Genomic DNA, 15,955 nt, shown 5'->3' with positions numbered 1-15,955 from the left:
GGTATGGGTATCTTGCAACTCAACAACGTCTCGAAAAGCTATAGCGATACGCCGGTTCTCAAGGACATCAATCTGGACGTGGCAGAAGGGGAGTTCGTGGTCATCCTAGGCTTCTCGGGCACCGGAAAAACCACGCTGATCAACCTGATGGCGGGGCTGGAAATGCCCACCACCGGGTCCGTCACCTTCAAAGGCGCGCCGGTGAAAGAACCGGGGCGCGAGCGGGGGGTGATCTTTCAAAGCTACTCGCTGATGCCGTGGCTGACGGTGAACGGCAATGTGGCCTTGGCGGTCGATACGATGTTCCCAGACCTGTCTAAAGCGGAGCGTGCGGCGAAGGTTGATCATTATGTAGGCATGGTGGGTCTCAGCCACGCCGCCACCCGCCGCCCGGCGGAATTGTCTGGCGGCATGCGGCAGCGGGTCAATGTGGCGCGTGCGCTTGCAATGGACCCCGAAATGCTACTGCTTGATGAGCCACTATCGGCGCTTGATGCGCTGACCCGCGCCAATCTGGCGGACGAGATCGAGGCGATTTGGGACGAAGACAAAAAGACCTGCGTGCTGATCACCAACGATGTGGATGAGGCGATCATCCTTGCTGACCGTATTATCGCGCTGAACCCGGACGGCACGTTGGGCGATGAGTTCAAGGTTGATATTCCCCGCCCCCGCGACCGGATTGCGATGAACAACGATGCAACGTTCAAGGCGCTGCGGGGTCAGGTCACGACGTACCTGATGGATGTGGGGATCGCGTCGAAAGTGGAAGGCTCCAAGACCCTGCCGAATGTGACACCGATCCATGGTGTGCCGGCTGCCGTCGCCAAAGCGCAAGAAAGTGGAATTGAGGAACGGTTCCTGAACTTCTCGCAGCTCGACAAGGTCTACCCCACGCCCAAAGGCCCGCTGACGGTGGTCGAGAACTTCGACCTGAAGATCAACAAGGGGGAGTTCATCTCGCTGATCGGCCATTCCGGCTGCGGCAAATCCACTGTGCTGACCATGGCCGCCGGGCTGAACCCGATCTCCAAAGGCGCGATCCGCTTGGATGGCTGGAACGTGGAAGGCGCGGACCCGGAACGGGCCGTGGTGTTCCAATCCCCCAACCTGTTTCCGTGGCTGACGGCGAAGGAGAACGTGTCGATTGGGGTGGATAAGGTCTACCCCAAAGCATCGCAGGCGGAACGGCAGGATGTGGTCGAATACTACCTCGAACGGGTGGGCCTTGCCGACAGCATGGACAAGGGCGCGGCCGATCTGTCCAACGGCATGAAGCAACGCGTGGGCATCGCGCGGGCCTTTGCATTGTCGCCCAAACTACTGCTGCTGGATGAACCCTTCGGCATGCTCGACAGCCTGACGCGGTGGGAGCTGCAAGAGGTGCTGATGGAGGTCTGGTCGCGCACCAAGGTGACTGCGATTTGCGTGACCCATGACGTGGATGAGGCCATTTTGCTGGCCGACCGCGTGGTGATGATGACCAACGGGCCGCAGGCCACCATCGGCAAGATCACGGATGTGAACCTGCCGCGACCGCGCACCCGCAAGGCGCTGCTGGAGCATCCAGATTACTACGCCTACCGGCAAGAAGTGCTCGATTTCCTTGAGGAGTACGAACACGGCGCGACACCGAAATCCGAAGCCATTGCAGCGGAGTGAAAGAGATGACCCAGAAACTGATAGTCATCGGCGCCGGCATGGCCACGGGGCGCATGTTGGAGGACCTGTTTGACGCAGGTGCCGACGTCGATGTCACCCTGTTCAATGCCGAGCCGCGCGGGAATTACAACCGCATCATGCTGTCGCCTGTTCTGTCGGGCGAAAAGACCTATGACGAAATCGTCACCCATGACGCCGATTGGTATGACGCCAACGGCGTGACCTGCCGGTTTGGCGAGCGTGTCGCTGCGATTGACCGCGCGGCCAAGACGGTGACGGCGGAAAATGGCGATGTGCTGGCCTACGACAAGCTGGTCTTCGGCACCGGCTCCAACCCGTTCATGATCCCGCTACCGGGGCATGATCTGGGGGGCGTGATCGCCTATCGCGACCTCGAAGACACGCAACGGATGATGGACCTCGGGCCAGACAACAAATGCGTGGTGATTGGCGGCGGATTGTTGGGGCTTGAGGCCGCCGCCGGCATGGCCGCGCGCGGGGTAGACGTCACCGTGGTGCATATCATGGGCCATCTGATGGAACGCCAGCTGGACGAGGCCGCGGGATACCTGTTGCGCAAGGCGCTGGTGGACAAGGGCATTACCGTGAAATGCACGGCCAATTCCAAAGAAATCCTTGGCGAAAACGGCCATGTCAAAGCCCTGCTGCTGGACGACGGCACCGAGCTGCCATGCGACCTGCTGGTCATTGCCGTGGGCATCCGGCCCAACGTGGCTTTGGCACAGGATTGCGGTTTGGCGGTAGGCAAAGGCATCCATGTGGATGACCAGATGGTGACCTCTGACGCAGATGTGCTGGCCGTCGGCGAGTGCGTAGAACATGACGGGGCGATCTTCGGGCTGGTGGCGCCGCTCTATGATCAGGCGAAGGTGGCGGCGCAGACCTTGATGGGGGCTGATGCGCAATTCGTGCAGAAAGAGCTGTCTACCAAGCTGAAGGTCACCGGCTGCGACCTGTTCAGCGCTGGGGATTTTGCCGATGGCGAGGGGCGAGAGGATATCGTCTTCCGCGACCCGGCGCGCGGCGTGTACCGACGGCTGGTGATCGAAGAGAACGTCGTCAAAGGCGCTGTGATGTATGGCGACACTGCCGACAGCAACTGGTTCTTCGGGCTGATCCGCGACAAGACCGACATATCCGAGATGCGCGAGACCCTGATATTCGGGCCCGCTTATCAAGGGGGGACCCCCCTGGACCCTTTAGCAGCTGTTGCAGCCTTACCGCGTGACGCGGAGATCTGTGGCTGCAACGGTATCTGCAAAGGGCAAATTGAAGACGCGATTGCGGCAGGGGCCTCTGATCTGGGCACCGTGCGCGCAACAACCAAGGCCAGCGGCTCCTGTGGGACCTGCACCGGGTTGGTGGAGCAGGTTTTGGCCGTCACTTTGGGCGATGCGTTTGTGGTGCCTGCGGCAGCCAGCATCTGCGGCTGCACCGACATGACCCATGAGGACGTGCGGCGCATGATCAAGTCGCAACGCCTGACCTCGATGCCGGCGGTGTGGCAGGAATGCGGGTGGAAGACCTCCTGCGGGTGCCACGTGTGCCGGCCCGCGTTGAACTTTTACCTGCTGGCCGATTGGCCGATGGAGTATCAGGACGACCCGCAAAGCCGGTTCATCAACGAGCGCAAGCACGCCAACATCCAGAAGGACGGCACATTTTCCGTGGTGCCGCGCATGTGGGGCGGGATCACCACCCCCGACGAGCTACGTGCCATTGCCGACGCCGCCGACAAATACATGGTGCCGACGGTTAAAGTGACGGGCGGACAGCGCATCGACTTGCTGGGCGTCAAAGGCGAGGACCTGCCGGATATCTGGGCCGATCTGAACGCGGCAGGCATGGTCTCTGGCCACGCCTATTCCAAGGGGCTGCGCACGGTGAAGACCTGTGTGGGCACCGATCATTGCCGGTTCGGGACGCAAGACAGCACCGGGCTCGGCATCAAGCTGGAAAAAGAGCTATGGGGCTCTTGGACGCCTCACAAACTAAAGCTCGCGGTCTCTGGCTGCCCGCGCAATTGCGCGGAGGCGACCTGCAAGGACATTGGCGTGATCTGTGTCGACAGCGGCTATCAGATCAGCATCGGCGGCGCCGCGGGCATGGATGTGCGCGAGACGGAATTGCTGGTGCAGGTGGCGACGGAAGAAGAGGCCATCAATGTAATCAAAGCGGTCACACAGCTCTACCGGGAAAACGCCAAGTATCTGGATCGCATCTATAAATGGATGCACAAAACTGGCCTCGACTGGATCAAAGAGCGGGTGGAAACAGAGCGAGACCCGCTGGTCGCCCGCTTTGAGCTGAGTCAATCCATCTACCGAAAAGACCCTTGGGCCGAGCATGCGCGCGAAAAAGCGCAAAGCTACAAACCTTTGGCACATCTAGCGCTGGAGGCCGCGGAATGAGCGACTGGATCGATATTGCCACGCTGGAAGACATCCCAAAACGGGGCGCGCGGATGGTGAAAACGGCGTTGGGGTGCGTTGCAGTGTTCCGCACTGCAGATGACGAGGTTTTTGCTCTCGACAACGCATGCCCGCACAAGGCTGGACCGTTGGCCGAAGGGATTGTGCACGGCAAGTCCGTGACCTGCCCGCTGCACAATTGGGTGATTTCCTTGGAAACTGGTAAGGCCCAAGGCAATGACGAGGGCCAGGTCACGACATATCCTGCGCGGGTTGAACAAGGGCGCATCCTGCTCGAACGCTCCTTTTTGCGCGCGCGGACAGCGGCATGAGCCTGACCCGCACAACCTGCCCCTATTGCGGTGTCGGCTGCGGGGTTCTGGCTGGGGCCGATGGGACAATCAAAGGTGATCCGGATCACCCCGCAAATTTCGGACGGCTCTGTTCCAAAGGCGCGGCTTTGGGGGAGACAATTGATCTCGATGGTCGGTTGTTGCACCCGAAAGTAGGTGGTCAGGCAACCGATTGGGACACAGCGCTTGATTTGGTCGCTCGAAAATTCAGCGAAGCAATCGCGGAATATGGACCTGACGGCGTCGCATTCTACGCCTCTGGCCAGCTGCTGACGGAGGACTATTACGTTGCCAACAAGCTGATGAAAGGCTTCATCGGTTCGGCCAACATAGATACAAACTCGCGGCTCTGCATGGCCTCTTCAGTGGCGGGGCACAAACGAGCCTTTGGCACGGACACGGTCCCGGGAACCTACGAGGACCTCGAAAAGGCTGACCTGATCGTGCTGGTCGGCTCCAACCTCGCATGGTGTCATCCCGTGCTGTATCAACGCATCGCGGCGGCGAAGGAGGCGCGCCCGAATATGCGCGTGGTCAATGTCGACCCGCGCCGCACGGCGACGACGGATTTAGCTGACACGCATCTTCAAGTCGCGCCGGATGGGGACATCGCCTTGTTCAACGGCTTGCTGGCGCATCTGGCAGATGTTGGGGCGTTGCACCAAGAATTTGTCGCAAACCACGTCAACGGCATGGAAGAAACGGTGCAGGCCGCCAAGGCAAGCGTGGCTGCTGCCAGCGGCCTCACCTCGTTGGAACTGGCCGAGTTCTATGCGCTTTGGGCCGGAACGCAGAAGGTCGTTACCGTCTATTCGCAAGGCGTCAATCAATCGCGCTGCGGCACTGACAAGGTCAATGCGATCCTGAATTGCCACCTCGCCACAGGTCGAATTGGCACGCCGGGCTGCGGGCCGTTCTCGGTCACGGGCCAACCCAACGCGATGGGCGGTCGCGAGGTGGGCGGTCTCGCGAACATGCTCGCAAACCATCTTGAGCTGGGCGACCCAGCCCACCGAGACGCAGTACAAGGGTTCTGGCAAAGCCCCACGATCTGTACGCAACCAGGCCTAAAGGCGGTCGACTTGTTTGACGCCTGCGCCAAAGGCCGCATCAAGGCGCTTTGGGTGATGTCGACCAACCCCGCCGTCTCGCTGCCGGACGCAGACGGTGTTGCGGCGGCTATTTCCAAGGTGCCTTTCGTTGTCACTTCCGACATTATGGAGAAGACCGACACAAACAATCTGGCGCATGTCCTGTTGCCTGCCACCGGTTGGGGAGAGAAGGACGGCACAGTCACCAATTCGGAACGCCGCATCTCACGACAGCGGGCCTTTTTGCCGGCACCGGGTGCCGCGCGGCCTGATTGGAAAATAGTCAGTGACGTGGCCACACGGATGGGGTTTGGGGCCGCATTCGCCTATCAAAAACCCGCTGAAATATTCGCAGAATATGTGGCGCTTGATGCCGCCACGTCGCAGTTCCCACGCGACCTTGATCTCAGCATTTTTGCCGATAAGGACTATGTGGAATTGATCCCCACGCAATGGCCCGCCAACAACCGCCGCTTCTTTGCAGACGGCCAGTTTTTTCACCCTGATGGCAAGGCGCGCATGATCCCGGTCGCGGCGCCCGCGCTGACGCAGACGCGGTTTTCGCTCAACACCGGGCGCAATCGCGACCAGTGGCATACGATGACCCGTAGTGGGAAATCTGCGCGGCTTGGGGCGCATTTGGCGGAACCATATGTTGAAATTCACCCGGACGACGCCGCGGCCATCGGCGCAAAACCTGGCGATCTGATCGCGGTTGAAAGCCTCTATGGCCTTACGATCCTGCGCGCGCTGATCACGCCGCGGGCGGCGCCTGGGCAACTTTTTGCGCCGATGCATTGGACGCGTCAGCGCAGTTCTTCAGGGCTGGTCAATTGCGTGACTGCTCCGGTGACTGACCCGGTATCCGGCCAACCGGCGCTAAAGTCGGGGCCGGTGACGGCGCAGGTGCACAGACCGAAATGGTTTGGCTTTCTGGCGTGCGCCGCGGCACCCGCGCCGCAAACCACTTATGCGGCCGTTGCGCGCACCCAGACCGGCTGGCAGGTAGAGATGGCGGGCGACAGGAGGCCTTCTGATTGGGAAGCAGAGGTTAGGGCTTTGTCGGGCGTGGCGGAAGGTACCGCGTCGTTGCACACTGATTTGGCCACAGGCACCGTGCGGCTCGCATTTACTGAAGGTGGCCTGATATCCGCGCTGTTTTTTGCGTCGCCAAGCCCAGTGGTCGTGTCACGGTCGGCAGTCATTGGCATGATTGGCACGGATATTGCAGCCTCCGCAGCGCTGGCCGGGCGTCCGCCTGCGGACATGCCGGATGCCGGGGCCACGGTTTGCGCCTGTTTCAACGTGGGGCGGAACACCTTGTTAGGCGCTATTTCGCAAGGCGCGGGAAGTCTCGAAGCTCTGGGTGCGGTGACCTACGCCGGCACCAATTGCGGATCGTGCAAACCGGAACTGAGGTCACTCTTGGCGGAGGCCAAGCTACCGATGGCCGCGGAATGAGCCTCGCGCCCTACGTGCAAATCGTCGCGCGTGGCAAGGGCCGATCCCGCGCGTTGAGCATGGCGGAAGCGCAAGAGGCAATGCAATTGATTTTGGCGGGACATGCAGCGCCCGAAGCCGTCGGCGCGCTGCTCATGGTCTTGCGGTTGCGGGGCGAAGAGCCACAGGAAATCGCGGGCTTCACCGCCGCGTTGCGTATCCAAGTGCAGGGCAAATTGCCCTCCGCTGATCTGGATTGGCCATGCTATGCCGCCGGACGCAGCCGGGGCGCCCCGCTGTTTTTGCTGGCGGCGCGATTGGTCAGCAATGCAGGCTATAGTGTTTCCATGCACGGCTGGAATTCGCACCAATCCGGTGCTGCGTCTCTGCGCGCGGCTCTTGATCTGGCGGGCCCTCGCGTGACCTATACCGCGCTGGAGACCATAAGCCCCGAAGCCTTTTCCTTGTTGAACCTGCGCGACACCTTTGGGCTGCGATCCTGTTTCAACACGGTTTTGCGGATGTGGAACCCATCGCAGGCTCCCGCGACGGTTCAGGGGGTGTTCCACCCTTCCTACCGTGGCCTGCAAGCGCAAGCGGCTGAGATGTTGGGACAGCAGGACATGAGCATCATCAAAGGCGGCGGTGGTGAGTTTGAGCGCAACCCCGCCAAAGAGGTTAGGGTTTTTGGCCTAAGAAACGGCGCACATATCCAAAAGACCGCAGCTCCCATCCTGAGCGAGACCCGCAGGCTGCACGAGGTCAGCCGCACGGTCGATATCCGAGGCCTATGGCATGGCGGCATTCAGGACAGTTTTGCCAAAGCGACAATTACCGGCACTGCGGCCATTGGGCTTTGGACCCTCAAAGCCGCGCCAAGCCTGCTCGCCGCTCAAAACATGGCGGAGGCGCTTTGGGATAGCCGTCACAACCAAAGAGGTCTCACAGCATGAAGACGTTTCCAATGTTTCTTCAAATGGCGGGTCGCCGCGTTGTCATTATGGGTGGCGGGGAGCAAGCTGCGCAGAAGGCTCGGCTCATCCTGAAGACTGACGCCGAAATTTCCGTTTGGGCGCCCGTGTTGGACCCGGAACTCTCTGGGCTGGCCGCCGAAGGGCGCATCACACATCATAAGGGACCCGTCACCCCTGACAGCTTTGCCGAAAGTGCGCTGAGTTTCATCGCGACGGGCTGCCCTGGCCTCGACATGGCGCTGCACGCGCTGGCCAAAGAGGCAGGGGCGCTTGTTAATGTGGTTGACCAACCGCAGCTGTGTGATGCGATCACGCCGTCAATTGTTGATCGCGATCCGGTTGTGGTCGCTATTGGCACGGAAGGCACGGCGCCTGTGTTGGCGCGTCAGATAAAGACCAAGGTCGAAGGCATTTTGGAGCCGCGGCTGGGCGATCTTGCTGCTTTGGCAGGGCGAATGCGCGGTGCGGCTGCGGCTCGGCTGAACCCGCGTGCGCGCCGTGATCTTTGGCGCTGGGTTTTCAACGGCAGACCCCGCCAAACCTTCACCAACGGTGCTGAGCGTCAGGCCGCCAAACTGATCAAATCCGCCATTGAGACAGGGGAGTTCAGAACTACCAAGGGCGGCAGCGTCAGCCTCGTCGGAGCGGGGCCAGGCGCGAAAGATCTTCTGACCATGCGGGGTGTGCAACGCCTGCAAGAGGCAGATGTCATCTACTACGACCGCTTGCTTGACGCCGAGGTGCTAGAACTCGCCCGACGGGACGCGGAACGGATCTATGTGGGCAAGGCGCCGGGATGTCACAGCTGGCCACAGGAAAAGATCACGCAAACACTCGTAACCGCCGCAAGAAACGGGCGGCGGGTGGTGCGCCTCAAATGCGGCGATCCCGGCGTGTTCGGGCGCTGTGCGGAAGAAGTCGACGCACTGAAGGCCAACAACATCCCCTTCGAGATCGTTCCCGGCGTCACCGCCGCCTGCGCCGCAGCGGCCAGCCTTGGCGAAAGCCTGACGGAACGGGGCAAGATCGACACGCTGGTGCTGACCACAGGGCACCGACAGGACGGCTACGCCCTACCCGCTCCCATCAGCAATATTCGACCGGGCACCTGCGTTGCGCTTTATATGGCGGTTGGCGCGGCCCCGCGGATCGTAGCCCATCTAAAGGCAAATCACCCCGACGCGGCGTTTCATGTCGACGTCGTGGCCAAGGCGCAGCGCAGCGGTCAGGTGAGGCTGACTTGCGCATTGCAAGATCTGCCAGAGACGCTGGTCAGCAATGGCATTGTGGGTGAGGCAATGCTCTTGATCCGCTGGAAGCGTCAGCAATCAACGGCTGATGTCCTTCGGCTATCGAAGATGCCCGCCTGTCAAAGGGCCTGACAGCACCCGAAGAATGGTAGTCTTTGTTGCGGGTGTGTTCATGAAACGGGGGCTGGCCTGACCGGTTCCAGGATTGATCTGAGGTCCCCAAAATTCCTGCGCCGGGCCCAAATCAGCCAAATTCTGCTTCTAGCACGGTGTAATGCGTAGCAACTGAAGCGGACACTGCTGCCCTTGGGTAAGGCCTATAGCTTTTCGACAGCTGGGTATCTGCCGCGAAGGGTCGCGTTTTTTGCAAGGGCACATATCCGACCTTTGTGGTCGTGGAGCATCGCAAGCAAAGCCCCAGGCGCAGATCGCCTGGGGCATGCTAAGTTTAGCCAACCAATGCGTTGTCGGCACGTTTCACAGTAACGATTGACGACCGCGGGAGCGTCCCTTCACCGTCCGGGAATGGTGCTCCTGGGTGCTGAATGCCGACGAACATCGTGCGGCGGTCCGCAGACCAAGTCAGACCTGTCACTTCAGATCCGTTTGGCCCGGTCAGGAAGCGGCGGATTTCGCCTGTTGCCGGATCGCCGGCCAGCATCTGGTTGTTCCCCATGCCGAGGAAGTCGCCTTCGTTATCGTCATCGCCATCGGTCTGGATCCAAAGCAGACCTGTGCTGTCGAATTGCATCCCGTCGGGAGAATTGAACATGTTGCCGGCGTTGATGTTTGCCGTCCCGGCGTAAAGGCCGTCGGTGTAGACCTCTGGATTACCGGCCATCACGTAGAGGTCCCAATCGAATGTCGATGCCGCGTGGTCGCTATTGTGCGGCCGCCAACGGACAATTTGCCCATAGCGGTTCACTTCCCGCGGGTTTGGTGCGTTTGGCACCATCGGCTCTCCGGCGGCATTGGTGCGGATGTTGCCATCGTCATCAAGTGCGCCGCGCCGCGAGTTGTTGGTCAGGCAGCAATAGGCCTCAACAGCGGTGGGATTGACGGCGATCCATTCCGGCCGGTCCATTGTGGTCGCGCTGACCGCCGTTCCAGCCATGCGGGTAAAGACGGCAATCTCGGCTTCGGACATGCCCGTGTCTTCTGGCGTCAGGGCCAACCAGGTGCCGGTCCCGTCATCATTGAACTTGGCAACGAAAAGCTGTCCTTCGCTGAGCAGCGTTGAGGTGTCGCCGCCCGGCACGTACACGTCGCGGCTTAACCACTTGTACATATATTCGCCGCGTTCATCATCGCCCATGTAGACAACAACCTGTCCGTTTTGGGCGAGCGCATAGGCTGCGTTTTCGTGCTTGAACCGACCAAGGGCGGTGTGTTTGATCGGCGTCGTATCCGGGTTCCACGGGTCGACTTCCACAATGTATCCGGCGCGATGTGGTTCGTTCGGGGTCTTGGAAATGTCGAAGCGTGGGTCGAAGCTGTGGTAATTGTACCGACCCGGATCGACTTTCGTCGACACGCCGTAGCGTTTGAAGCCGTCGGCGTGAACGTCGCCAAGCGACACTTCCTCGGTGGTTCCAAAATAGCCGTTGAAGTTCTCTTCGCAGGTCAAGTAGGTGCCCCAGGGTGTCCGACCAGAACCACAGTTGTTGAATGTACCAAGGGACTGCGTGCCAGCCGGATCAGCGGCAGTTTTCAGAAGGTCATGGCCCGCCGCCGGACCGTCAAAAACCATCGGGGTCCGATGGTGGATGCGGCGGTTGTAGGGGCTGTCGACAACAACGTCCCAACCGTTTTCGCCTTCGGCAACTTCCATCACGGTGACACCCTGGAAGTTCTGCAAACGTACGACGTCGTCGGCTGAGGCCGGTTGCCCTTCCTGTTCGGCAGGCAGGTTGATCTTCGCGTTGACGTATTCTGAGTTCACGACCAGCAGCTCGGTCCCGCGCTGGTGGAACAGCTCCATCCCGTCCGTGTTTTCGCCAAATACACGGTCGGAGCCGACCGTCGGGATGCCGGCAACAGGGTCAAACGCGGGCGCGTCGTTGAACAGCGGATCTCCCCAGCGGACCAATACGTCCCAATTGTAGCCTGCGGGCACATGGACCGTACCGTCTATCTGTGGCGCGAGCTGTTCAAACGCAAAGCGAGAGGTCTGTTGTGCGACTGCGGAGGTTCCGTTCAACAAACCTGTTCCCATGACCGCAGCACCAGATCCAAAGGCAAGCGCGCCGCCTAAAAAGCCACGCCGCGAGACTGCCTGCTCGACCACACGGTCAAAGCCTTGCACGTCCGCGCGGGGGAATTTCATCTCGTCTTCATCATCGAAAGACAAGTCATCATAGTTGATTTGAGACATTTCATACTCCTGCTGGCACCCGGAAATGGGTCTGACTGGAGCATCGGGTAAACGCGGGAATTGAAACTATTGTGAATGCTGAATGTTTGTTTTGTAACAACTCGCTTCTTTGGGCTGCGCTATCGCGGTTGCAGTGAATGACCGGTTTGACGGACCGCATTGAGTGCGTCCCGCAGGCAGCAGCCTCAAGACCAACCGAAGCTCGCGTGCCTTTCGATATTTCAAAGCGGGCAGGTTTTTGGTTTTGCTTTGAAGAACAGAAGCGCGCCCCTGGATCTTAGTGGTCGCTTCTGCCCAAAAATGCACCCTTTGATGCATTCGGGGCGAAGCGCGCGGATGGCAGATATTTTTGGTGGTTCCATAACTGATCTGCCGATCCGCCATGCCCTCACTCAAGACAACCCGACGTTGACGGCTTTGGAACATCACACGATGCGGCACCGCCTTTAACGGCTGTTGAGAGCCCGATGTGACGCTGGGAGACCATAATGCATGGTCAGAAAAATGATCTCCCGGCACCGCCAAATTGGCTACGAAGTTAGACAAATATTGAATTTGTTTCCATCAAGGTCGCGGAAGTAGCCACCATAGAAATTCTTTCCCCGCCGACCAGGAGTGCCCTCGTCCGTTGCACCAATTTGCAGTGCTAAGGCATGAACCGCATCAACGTGAGCGCGATCCTTCGCTGCAAGTGCGATCATTGTGCCGTTCCCGTGAGTTGCAGCCTCTCCATCGAAAGGGCAAGTCACTATGATCATTGGGTTTTCAGGGCCAAAGCTATAGCCGATCATTTTGTCGAGACTATACGCTCGAGTTCCATCGACTGCACCGAACAGTGAATCGAAAAATACCGCCGAAGCAGCGAGGTCATTTGACCCGATAGTGATGTAACTAATCATGAGTTCTCTTTTTGCATGAGCATATTGCGCGCCTCAAATGTGGACGCGAATTCAAAACCAAAGGATGGTTGTGTGGGAGAGGCTCAAGCAATCATGGTCATTCTGGTAGCGACCAAGAGACAACGGGTCAATGGCGGCTCCGTCCCGCAATGCCACCATTCGGCGCTCCAAGCCGCTCAGAGGAAGCCGCATGTCCGGTTTGAGCCTTTGCCGACCGCTGCCGCATTGCAGTGCAACTGCTGCTTATATGTCCAAGTTCGGCCCGGTCAGCGCTTTCCGAAAACCTCCCGAAATGCCAATGGAGATTTGCCGACGGCGTTTTTGATGGCAGCCTCAAATGCATCCAACGACCTGAACCCGGCCTGAAACGCGATCGTTTTCGATGACAACTCTGTACTGGTCAAAAGATGTTTGGCCGCCTCGACTCGGACGGATCGCACATAGGTTGCTGGCGTGCAGCCAAGGCTCTCGCGGAACCTTCGAGAAAACGTCCGCTCAGACATGTTTGTTCGCTCGGCGAGCTTTGAGTTTGATAGGTCGTGGGTCAGATTTTCGGCAATCCAGACCAGTAATTTGGCAAAGGGTCCGCCATCAGCCTGCTGCGCTTTCAGCGTATTGCTGAACTGTGATTGCCCGCCAGAGCGCCTGAGAAATAGCACAAGTGATTTTGCGACCTGCAACGCGATATCGTGCCCCAGATCATCTTCGACCAATGCCAGTGCAAGATCAATTCCTGCAGCAACCCCGGCGCTAGAAAAGACATCGTTGTCATTGATGAACAACGCATCAGGCTCAATCGCGACCTTTGGGAATAGCGTCTTCAAGAGATCACAAGACGCCCAATGGGACACCGCGCGCCTGCCATCTATCAGACCGGACGCGGCAAGAACGAACGCTCCGGTGCAAATGCTCCCGATGCGCCGTGTCGTAGGTCTTCGGTCTTGCAGCCATTGTATCAAAGTCCCGGCGTGGCTCAGGCCAATCAGACCGTCTTGCGATCCACCCGACACAATTATCGTATCTATCTGATCGCAAATGTTTTCGAGCGGGGTCAGGCCGGAAATCTGCAGCCCGCATTCCGCGTGCACCGGTTGCTCTCCGACACCGGCATAAACGAGGTCGTATGAGCGGGGCACCAATTCGTTCGCGCGGGTAAAGACATTGCCCGGCCCAGCGACATCCAAAGAATTCGCGCCGTCATAAACGACAATGACCACTCGACGCGGTTTGGCCGGTTTCGCGGATGTTATGTCATTTACGCCAATCATGCCCGTCTCCTAACATCTGACCGCAACGCGGGAAAGGGCGAGAAATGAACAGACGCATATTCATGGTGGGTGCGGGTATGGCCGGCGTCGCATCTGTATTGTCGTGTACGTCGGATGAGCCTCACTTGGCAAAAGGGCGCGTATCTGGGGATAGTATTTTGACCAGATCTGACACCATCAAGGCGCTGCGTCCGCCAAAACGAAAACGGCCGCTGGTTGCGATTCTTGCCGACAATTATGGGAGCGAAACGACAGACTTGATCGTGCCTTGGAGTGTTTTGAAGCGATCGGGTGCCGCAGACGTCGTAATTGTCAGTACGCGGGCCGGTGACGCCAAATTGATGCCTGCATTGAAAATTCGACCTGACATGACGATTGAAAAATTTGGTGAATTGCATGAGGAAGGCGCGGATTACGTTCTTGTCCCGGCGTTTCACAATCCAAAGAACCGGGTTGCTGCCGATTGGTTGCAGCGGCAAAGCGAGGGCGGCGCAATTGTTGCGGGCATATGCTCGGGCGCACTGGTGCTTGCGCATGCGGGCCTTCTGGCTAACCGGCATGCAACGACACATTGGTATGACAGAAACAGGCTGACCCGCATCAGCCCTACAACCACTTTGCAACTTAACAACCGGTACTTGGCGGATCGGGGGGTGGCGACCACGACCGGGGTGTCGGCGTCCTTGCCGTTCGCACTGACGCTGGTCGAAGCGATCTTGGGCAGACCTCGCGCGGAACAAGCGGCAGCCAAGCTGGGGCTTGGGGGTTTTGGGCAAGAGCACAACAGCGCAGGCTTCCAACTCAAGGCACAAAACGTTCTACGTCTAGCGTCCAATTTTATCTCTGGGCACGAGCAGTTTGGCCTCCGGATTGATGGCGAAACAGACGAGCTGGAATTGGCATTTATCGCAGATGCCTGGTCGCGCACCTATCGATCTTCGATATCAACTTTTGCCGATATGGGTTCAGATGTGGTTACGTCTTTTGGTGGCTTACGAATTGTGCCTGACCTCCCGTTCAGCAAGGGATCTGAATTGAAAAAAGTTCCTGCTTTCGACGGTTTGCCAGCAGATGCCCTGGCGTTTGCGCTACAACAAATTTCACGCCGGTACGGACTGCAAACTGCGAAATTAGTGGCGTTGCAGTTGGAGTATGCCTGGGCTGGATGAAGAACTAAGGTTGAGACACCATCCCAAGACAACCATGAGCTTCGCGAATTTCAACGGCAATTTTGTCCCGCGATTGGGACCTTGCCCATAATGAAACCGTGCCGGTTCACCGAATGTCGGCAATGCGGGCTGCGACCGCAGCATCAGTTGAACGCGGGGTCGCTAGGCGTGTTTCTTCAAGAATAGATCAAATATCTCTGGCACGTTCCCGTCGCCCATGCCGGCATCCAAAGCAGCCCGCAGGTTGGACGCAGTGCCTTCTGCAATTTCAGCGCGCATGTCCATATGCTGCATCATCTCGACAAAATAGCCGATGTCCTTGCTGGCATTTGCGATGGAAAAACCCAGGTCGCTGACACCGTCCACCGCGTATTTCTTGCAAAACTGCATGAATGGAGAGTTGGAAGGACCGGCCGACATGATGTCAAACAGCTGTTGCCCATCAACGCCGGCGCGCTCTGCCACGGCAAAAGCCTGGCTCATGGTGCAGACCGTTGTCATGCCCATGAAATTGTTGATCAGCTTGGTCACATGCCCCGCCCCAAGGGCACCGAGGTAGAACACGTTTTCACCCAGCACCTCCAGCACCGGCTTGACCTCTTCAAAGATATTTTCGTCGCCCGAGGCCATGATATTGAGCAAACCGTCTTTGGCGTGCGCCGGTGTGCGTCCCAAAGGCGCGTCGATCATGCCAGCGCCCTTGGTGGCCAGATCTGCGCCAATCTTGCGAGTGGATTCAGGGATCGATGTGCCGAAATCAATTACTATGGCCCCCTCTCGGATTCCCGCCAAAATCCCGTCATCGCCATAGATCAAGCTCTCCACCACCTCGGAGGTGGTCACGCAGAGCATTACGATGTCACTGGCTTCAGCCAGCTCTTTGGCTGAGGAAACCTCTTTGGCGCCGCGCGCCGTCGCGGCTGCGACCGCTTGCTTGTTACGGCCCATGACCACCAGGTCATAGCCATTGTCTTGCAGACACTCAGCCATATTGCCGCCCATCAAACCAAGACCGATAAAACCAATAACGGGATGTTTCATAT

At 58.8% G+C, this 15,955-nt stretch carries 11 protein-coding genes; 7 read left to right on the top strand and 4 right to left on the bottom strand.

Going from position 1 to position 15,955, the window contains the following annotated elements; genetic code table 11:
- Window positions 1–3: 3 nt before the first annotated feature.
- Genes Q0899_RS18135 through cysG form a run of 6 tightly spaced genes read left to right on the top strand, consistent with a single transcriptional unit; the run spans window position 4 to window position 9,334 of the window.
- Entirely contained in the window at window positions 4–1,662 is a 1,659-nt protein-coding gene (locus Q0899_RS18135; RefSeq protein WP_299194737.1) for an ABC transporter ATP-binding protein, read from the top strand.
- Between the two features lie 5 nt (window positions 1,663–1,667).
- On the top strand, window positions 1,668–4,094 hold the full coding sequence (gene nirB, locus Q0899_RS18130) for a nitrite reductase large subunit NirB (RefSeq protein ID WP_299194734.1): 2,427 nt from the start codon (window positions 1,668–1,670) through the stop codon (window positions 4,092–4,094).
- Window positions 4,091–4,426 (top strand): nitrite reductase small subunit NirD, encoded by a 336-nt coding sequence (nirD, locus tag Q0899_RS18125; RefSeq protein ID WP_298298802.1) that lies wholly within the window; start codon window positions 4,091–4,093, stop codon window positions 4,424–4,426. The genes nirB and nirD overlap by 4 nt, the downstream gene beginning before the upstream one ends.
- Window positions 4,423–6,999 (top strand): nitrate reductase, encoded by a 2,577-nt coding sequence (locus Q0899_RS18120; protein ID WP_299194731.1) that lies wholly within the window; start codon window positions 4,423–4,425, stop codon window positions 6,997–6,999. Before nirD ends, Q0899_RS18120 begins: the two co-directional genes overlap by 4 nt.
- Window positions 6,996–7,931, top strand: coding sequence for a glycosyl transferase family 3 (locus tag Q0899_RS18115; protein ID WP_299194728.1), 936 nt, complete (start codon window positions 6,996–6,998; stop codon window positions 7,929–7,931). Before Q0899_RS18120 ends, Q0899_RS18115 begins: the two co-directional genes overlap by 4 nt.
- A complete protein-coding gene (gene cysG / locus Q0899_RS18110) occupies window positions 7,928–9,334 on the top strand; it encodes a siroheme synthase CysG (protein ID WP_299194725.1) in 1,407 nt (468 codons plus the stop codon). The genes Q0899_RS18115 and cysG overlap by 4 nt, the downstream gene beginning before the upstream one ends.
- Window positions 9,335–9,650: 316 nt before the next feature.
- On the opposite strand, the gene Q0899_RS18105 is transcribed toward cysG, so the two are convergent.
- The 3 genes from Q0899_RS18105 to Q0899_RS18095 all read right to left on the bottom strand — a co-directional run bounded on the left by Q0899_RS18105 (window position 9,651) and on the right by Q0899_RS18095 (window position 13,743).
- Window positions 9,651–11,576 carry a PhoX family phosphatase gene (locus Q0899_RS18105; RefSeq protein WP_299194722.1) on the bottom strand — a complete coding sequence of 642 codons (1,926 nt, stop codon included), beginning with the start codon at window positions 11,574–11,576 and terminating at the stop codon, window positions 9,651–9,653.
- Between the two features lie 530 nt (window positions 11,577–12,106).
- Window positions 12,107–12,475: a VOC family protein gene (locus tag Q0899_RS18100; RefSeq protein WP_299194719.1), complete on the bottom strand. Its 369-nt coding sequence runs from the start codon at window positions 12,473–12,475 to the stop codon at window positions 12,107–12,109.
- A gap of 266 nt (window positions 12,476–12,741) precedes the next feature.
- A complete protein-coding gene (locus Q0899_RS18095; RefSeq protein WP_299194715.1) occupies window positions 12,742–13,743 on the bottom strand; it encodes a GlxA family transcriptional regulator in 1,002 nt (333 codons plus the stop codon).
- 158 nt (window positions 13,744–13,901) lie between these two features.
- Between Q0899_RS18095 and Q0899_RS18090 the strand changes: the two genes are divergently transcribed.
- On the top strand, window positions 13,902–14,912 hold the full coding sequence (locus Q0899_RS18090; protein WP_299194712.1) for a DJ-1/PfpI family protein: 1,011 nt from the start codon (window positions 13,902–13,904) through the stop codon (window positions 14,910–14,912).
- 162 nt (window positions 14,913–15,074) lie between these two features.
- On the opposite strand, the gene Q0899_RS18085 is transcribed toward Q0899_RS18090, so the two are convergent.
- Window positions 15,075–15,953, bottom strand: coding sequence for an NAD(P)-dependent oxidoreductase (locus Q0899_RS18085; protein ID WP_299194709.1), 879 nt, complete (start codon window positions 15,951–15,953; stop codon window positions 15,075–15,077).
- Window positions 15,954–15,955 lie beyond the last annotated feature (2 nt).

This window comes from uncultured Litoreibacter sp. (genome assembly GCF_947501785.1).
Lineage (GTDB): Bacteria > Pseudomonadota > Alphaproteobacteria > Rhodobacterales > Rhodobacteraceae > Litoreibacter.
This window is presented reverse-complemented; position numbering and strand designations above follow the sequence as displayed.

Excerpts from the sequence above, each read along its gene's own strand:
- nirB (WP_299194734.1), top strand. The coding sequence starts at position 1,668 with ATGACCCAGAAACTGATAGTCATCGGCGCCGGCATGGCCACGGGGCGC.
- Q0899_RS18085 (WP_299194709.1), bottom strand. The coding sequence starts at position 15,953 with ATGAAACATCCCGTTATTGGTTTTATCGGTCTTGGTTTGATGGGCGGC.
- Q0899_RS18095 (WP_299194715.1), bottom strand. The coding sequence starts at position 13,743 with ATGATTGGCGTAAATGACATAACATCCGCGAAACCGGCCAAACCGCGT.
- nirD (WP_298298802.1), top strand. The coding sequence starts at position 4,091 with ATGAGCGACTGGATCGATATTGCCACGCTGGAAGACATCCCAAAACGG.
- Q0899_RS18100 (WP_299194719.1), bottom strand. The coding sequence starts at position 12,475 with ATGATTAGTTACATCACTATCGGGTCAAATGACCTCGCTGCTTCGGCG.
- Q0899_RS18135 (WP_299194737.1), top strand. The coding sequence starts at position 4 with ATGGGTATCTTGCAACTCAACAACGTCTCGAAAAGCTATAGCGATACG.
- Q0899_RS18120 (WP_299194731.1), top strand. The coding sequence starts at position 4,423 with ATGAGCCTGACCCGCACAACCTGCCCCTATTGCGGTGTCGGCTGCGGG.
- cysG (WP_299194725.1), top strand. The coding sequence starts at position 7,928 with ATGAAGACGTTTCCAATGTTTCTTCAAATGGCGGGTCGCCGCGTTGTC.
- Q0899_RS18105 (WP_299194722.1), bottom strand. The coding sequence starts at position 11,576 with ATGTCTCAAATCAACTATGATGACTTGTCTTTCGATGATGAAGACGAG.
- Q0899_RS18115 (WP_299194728.1), top strand. The coding sequence starts at position 6,996 with ATGAGCCTCGCGCCCTACGTGCAAATCGTCGCGCGTGGCAAGGGCCGA.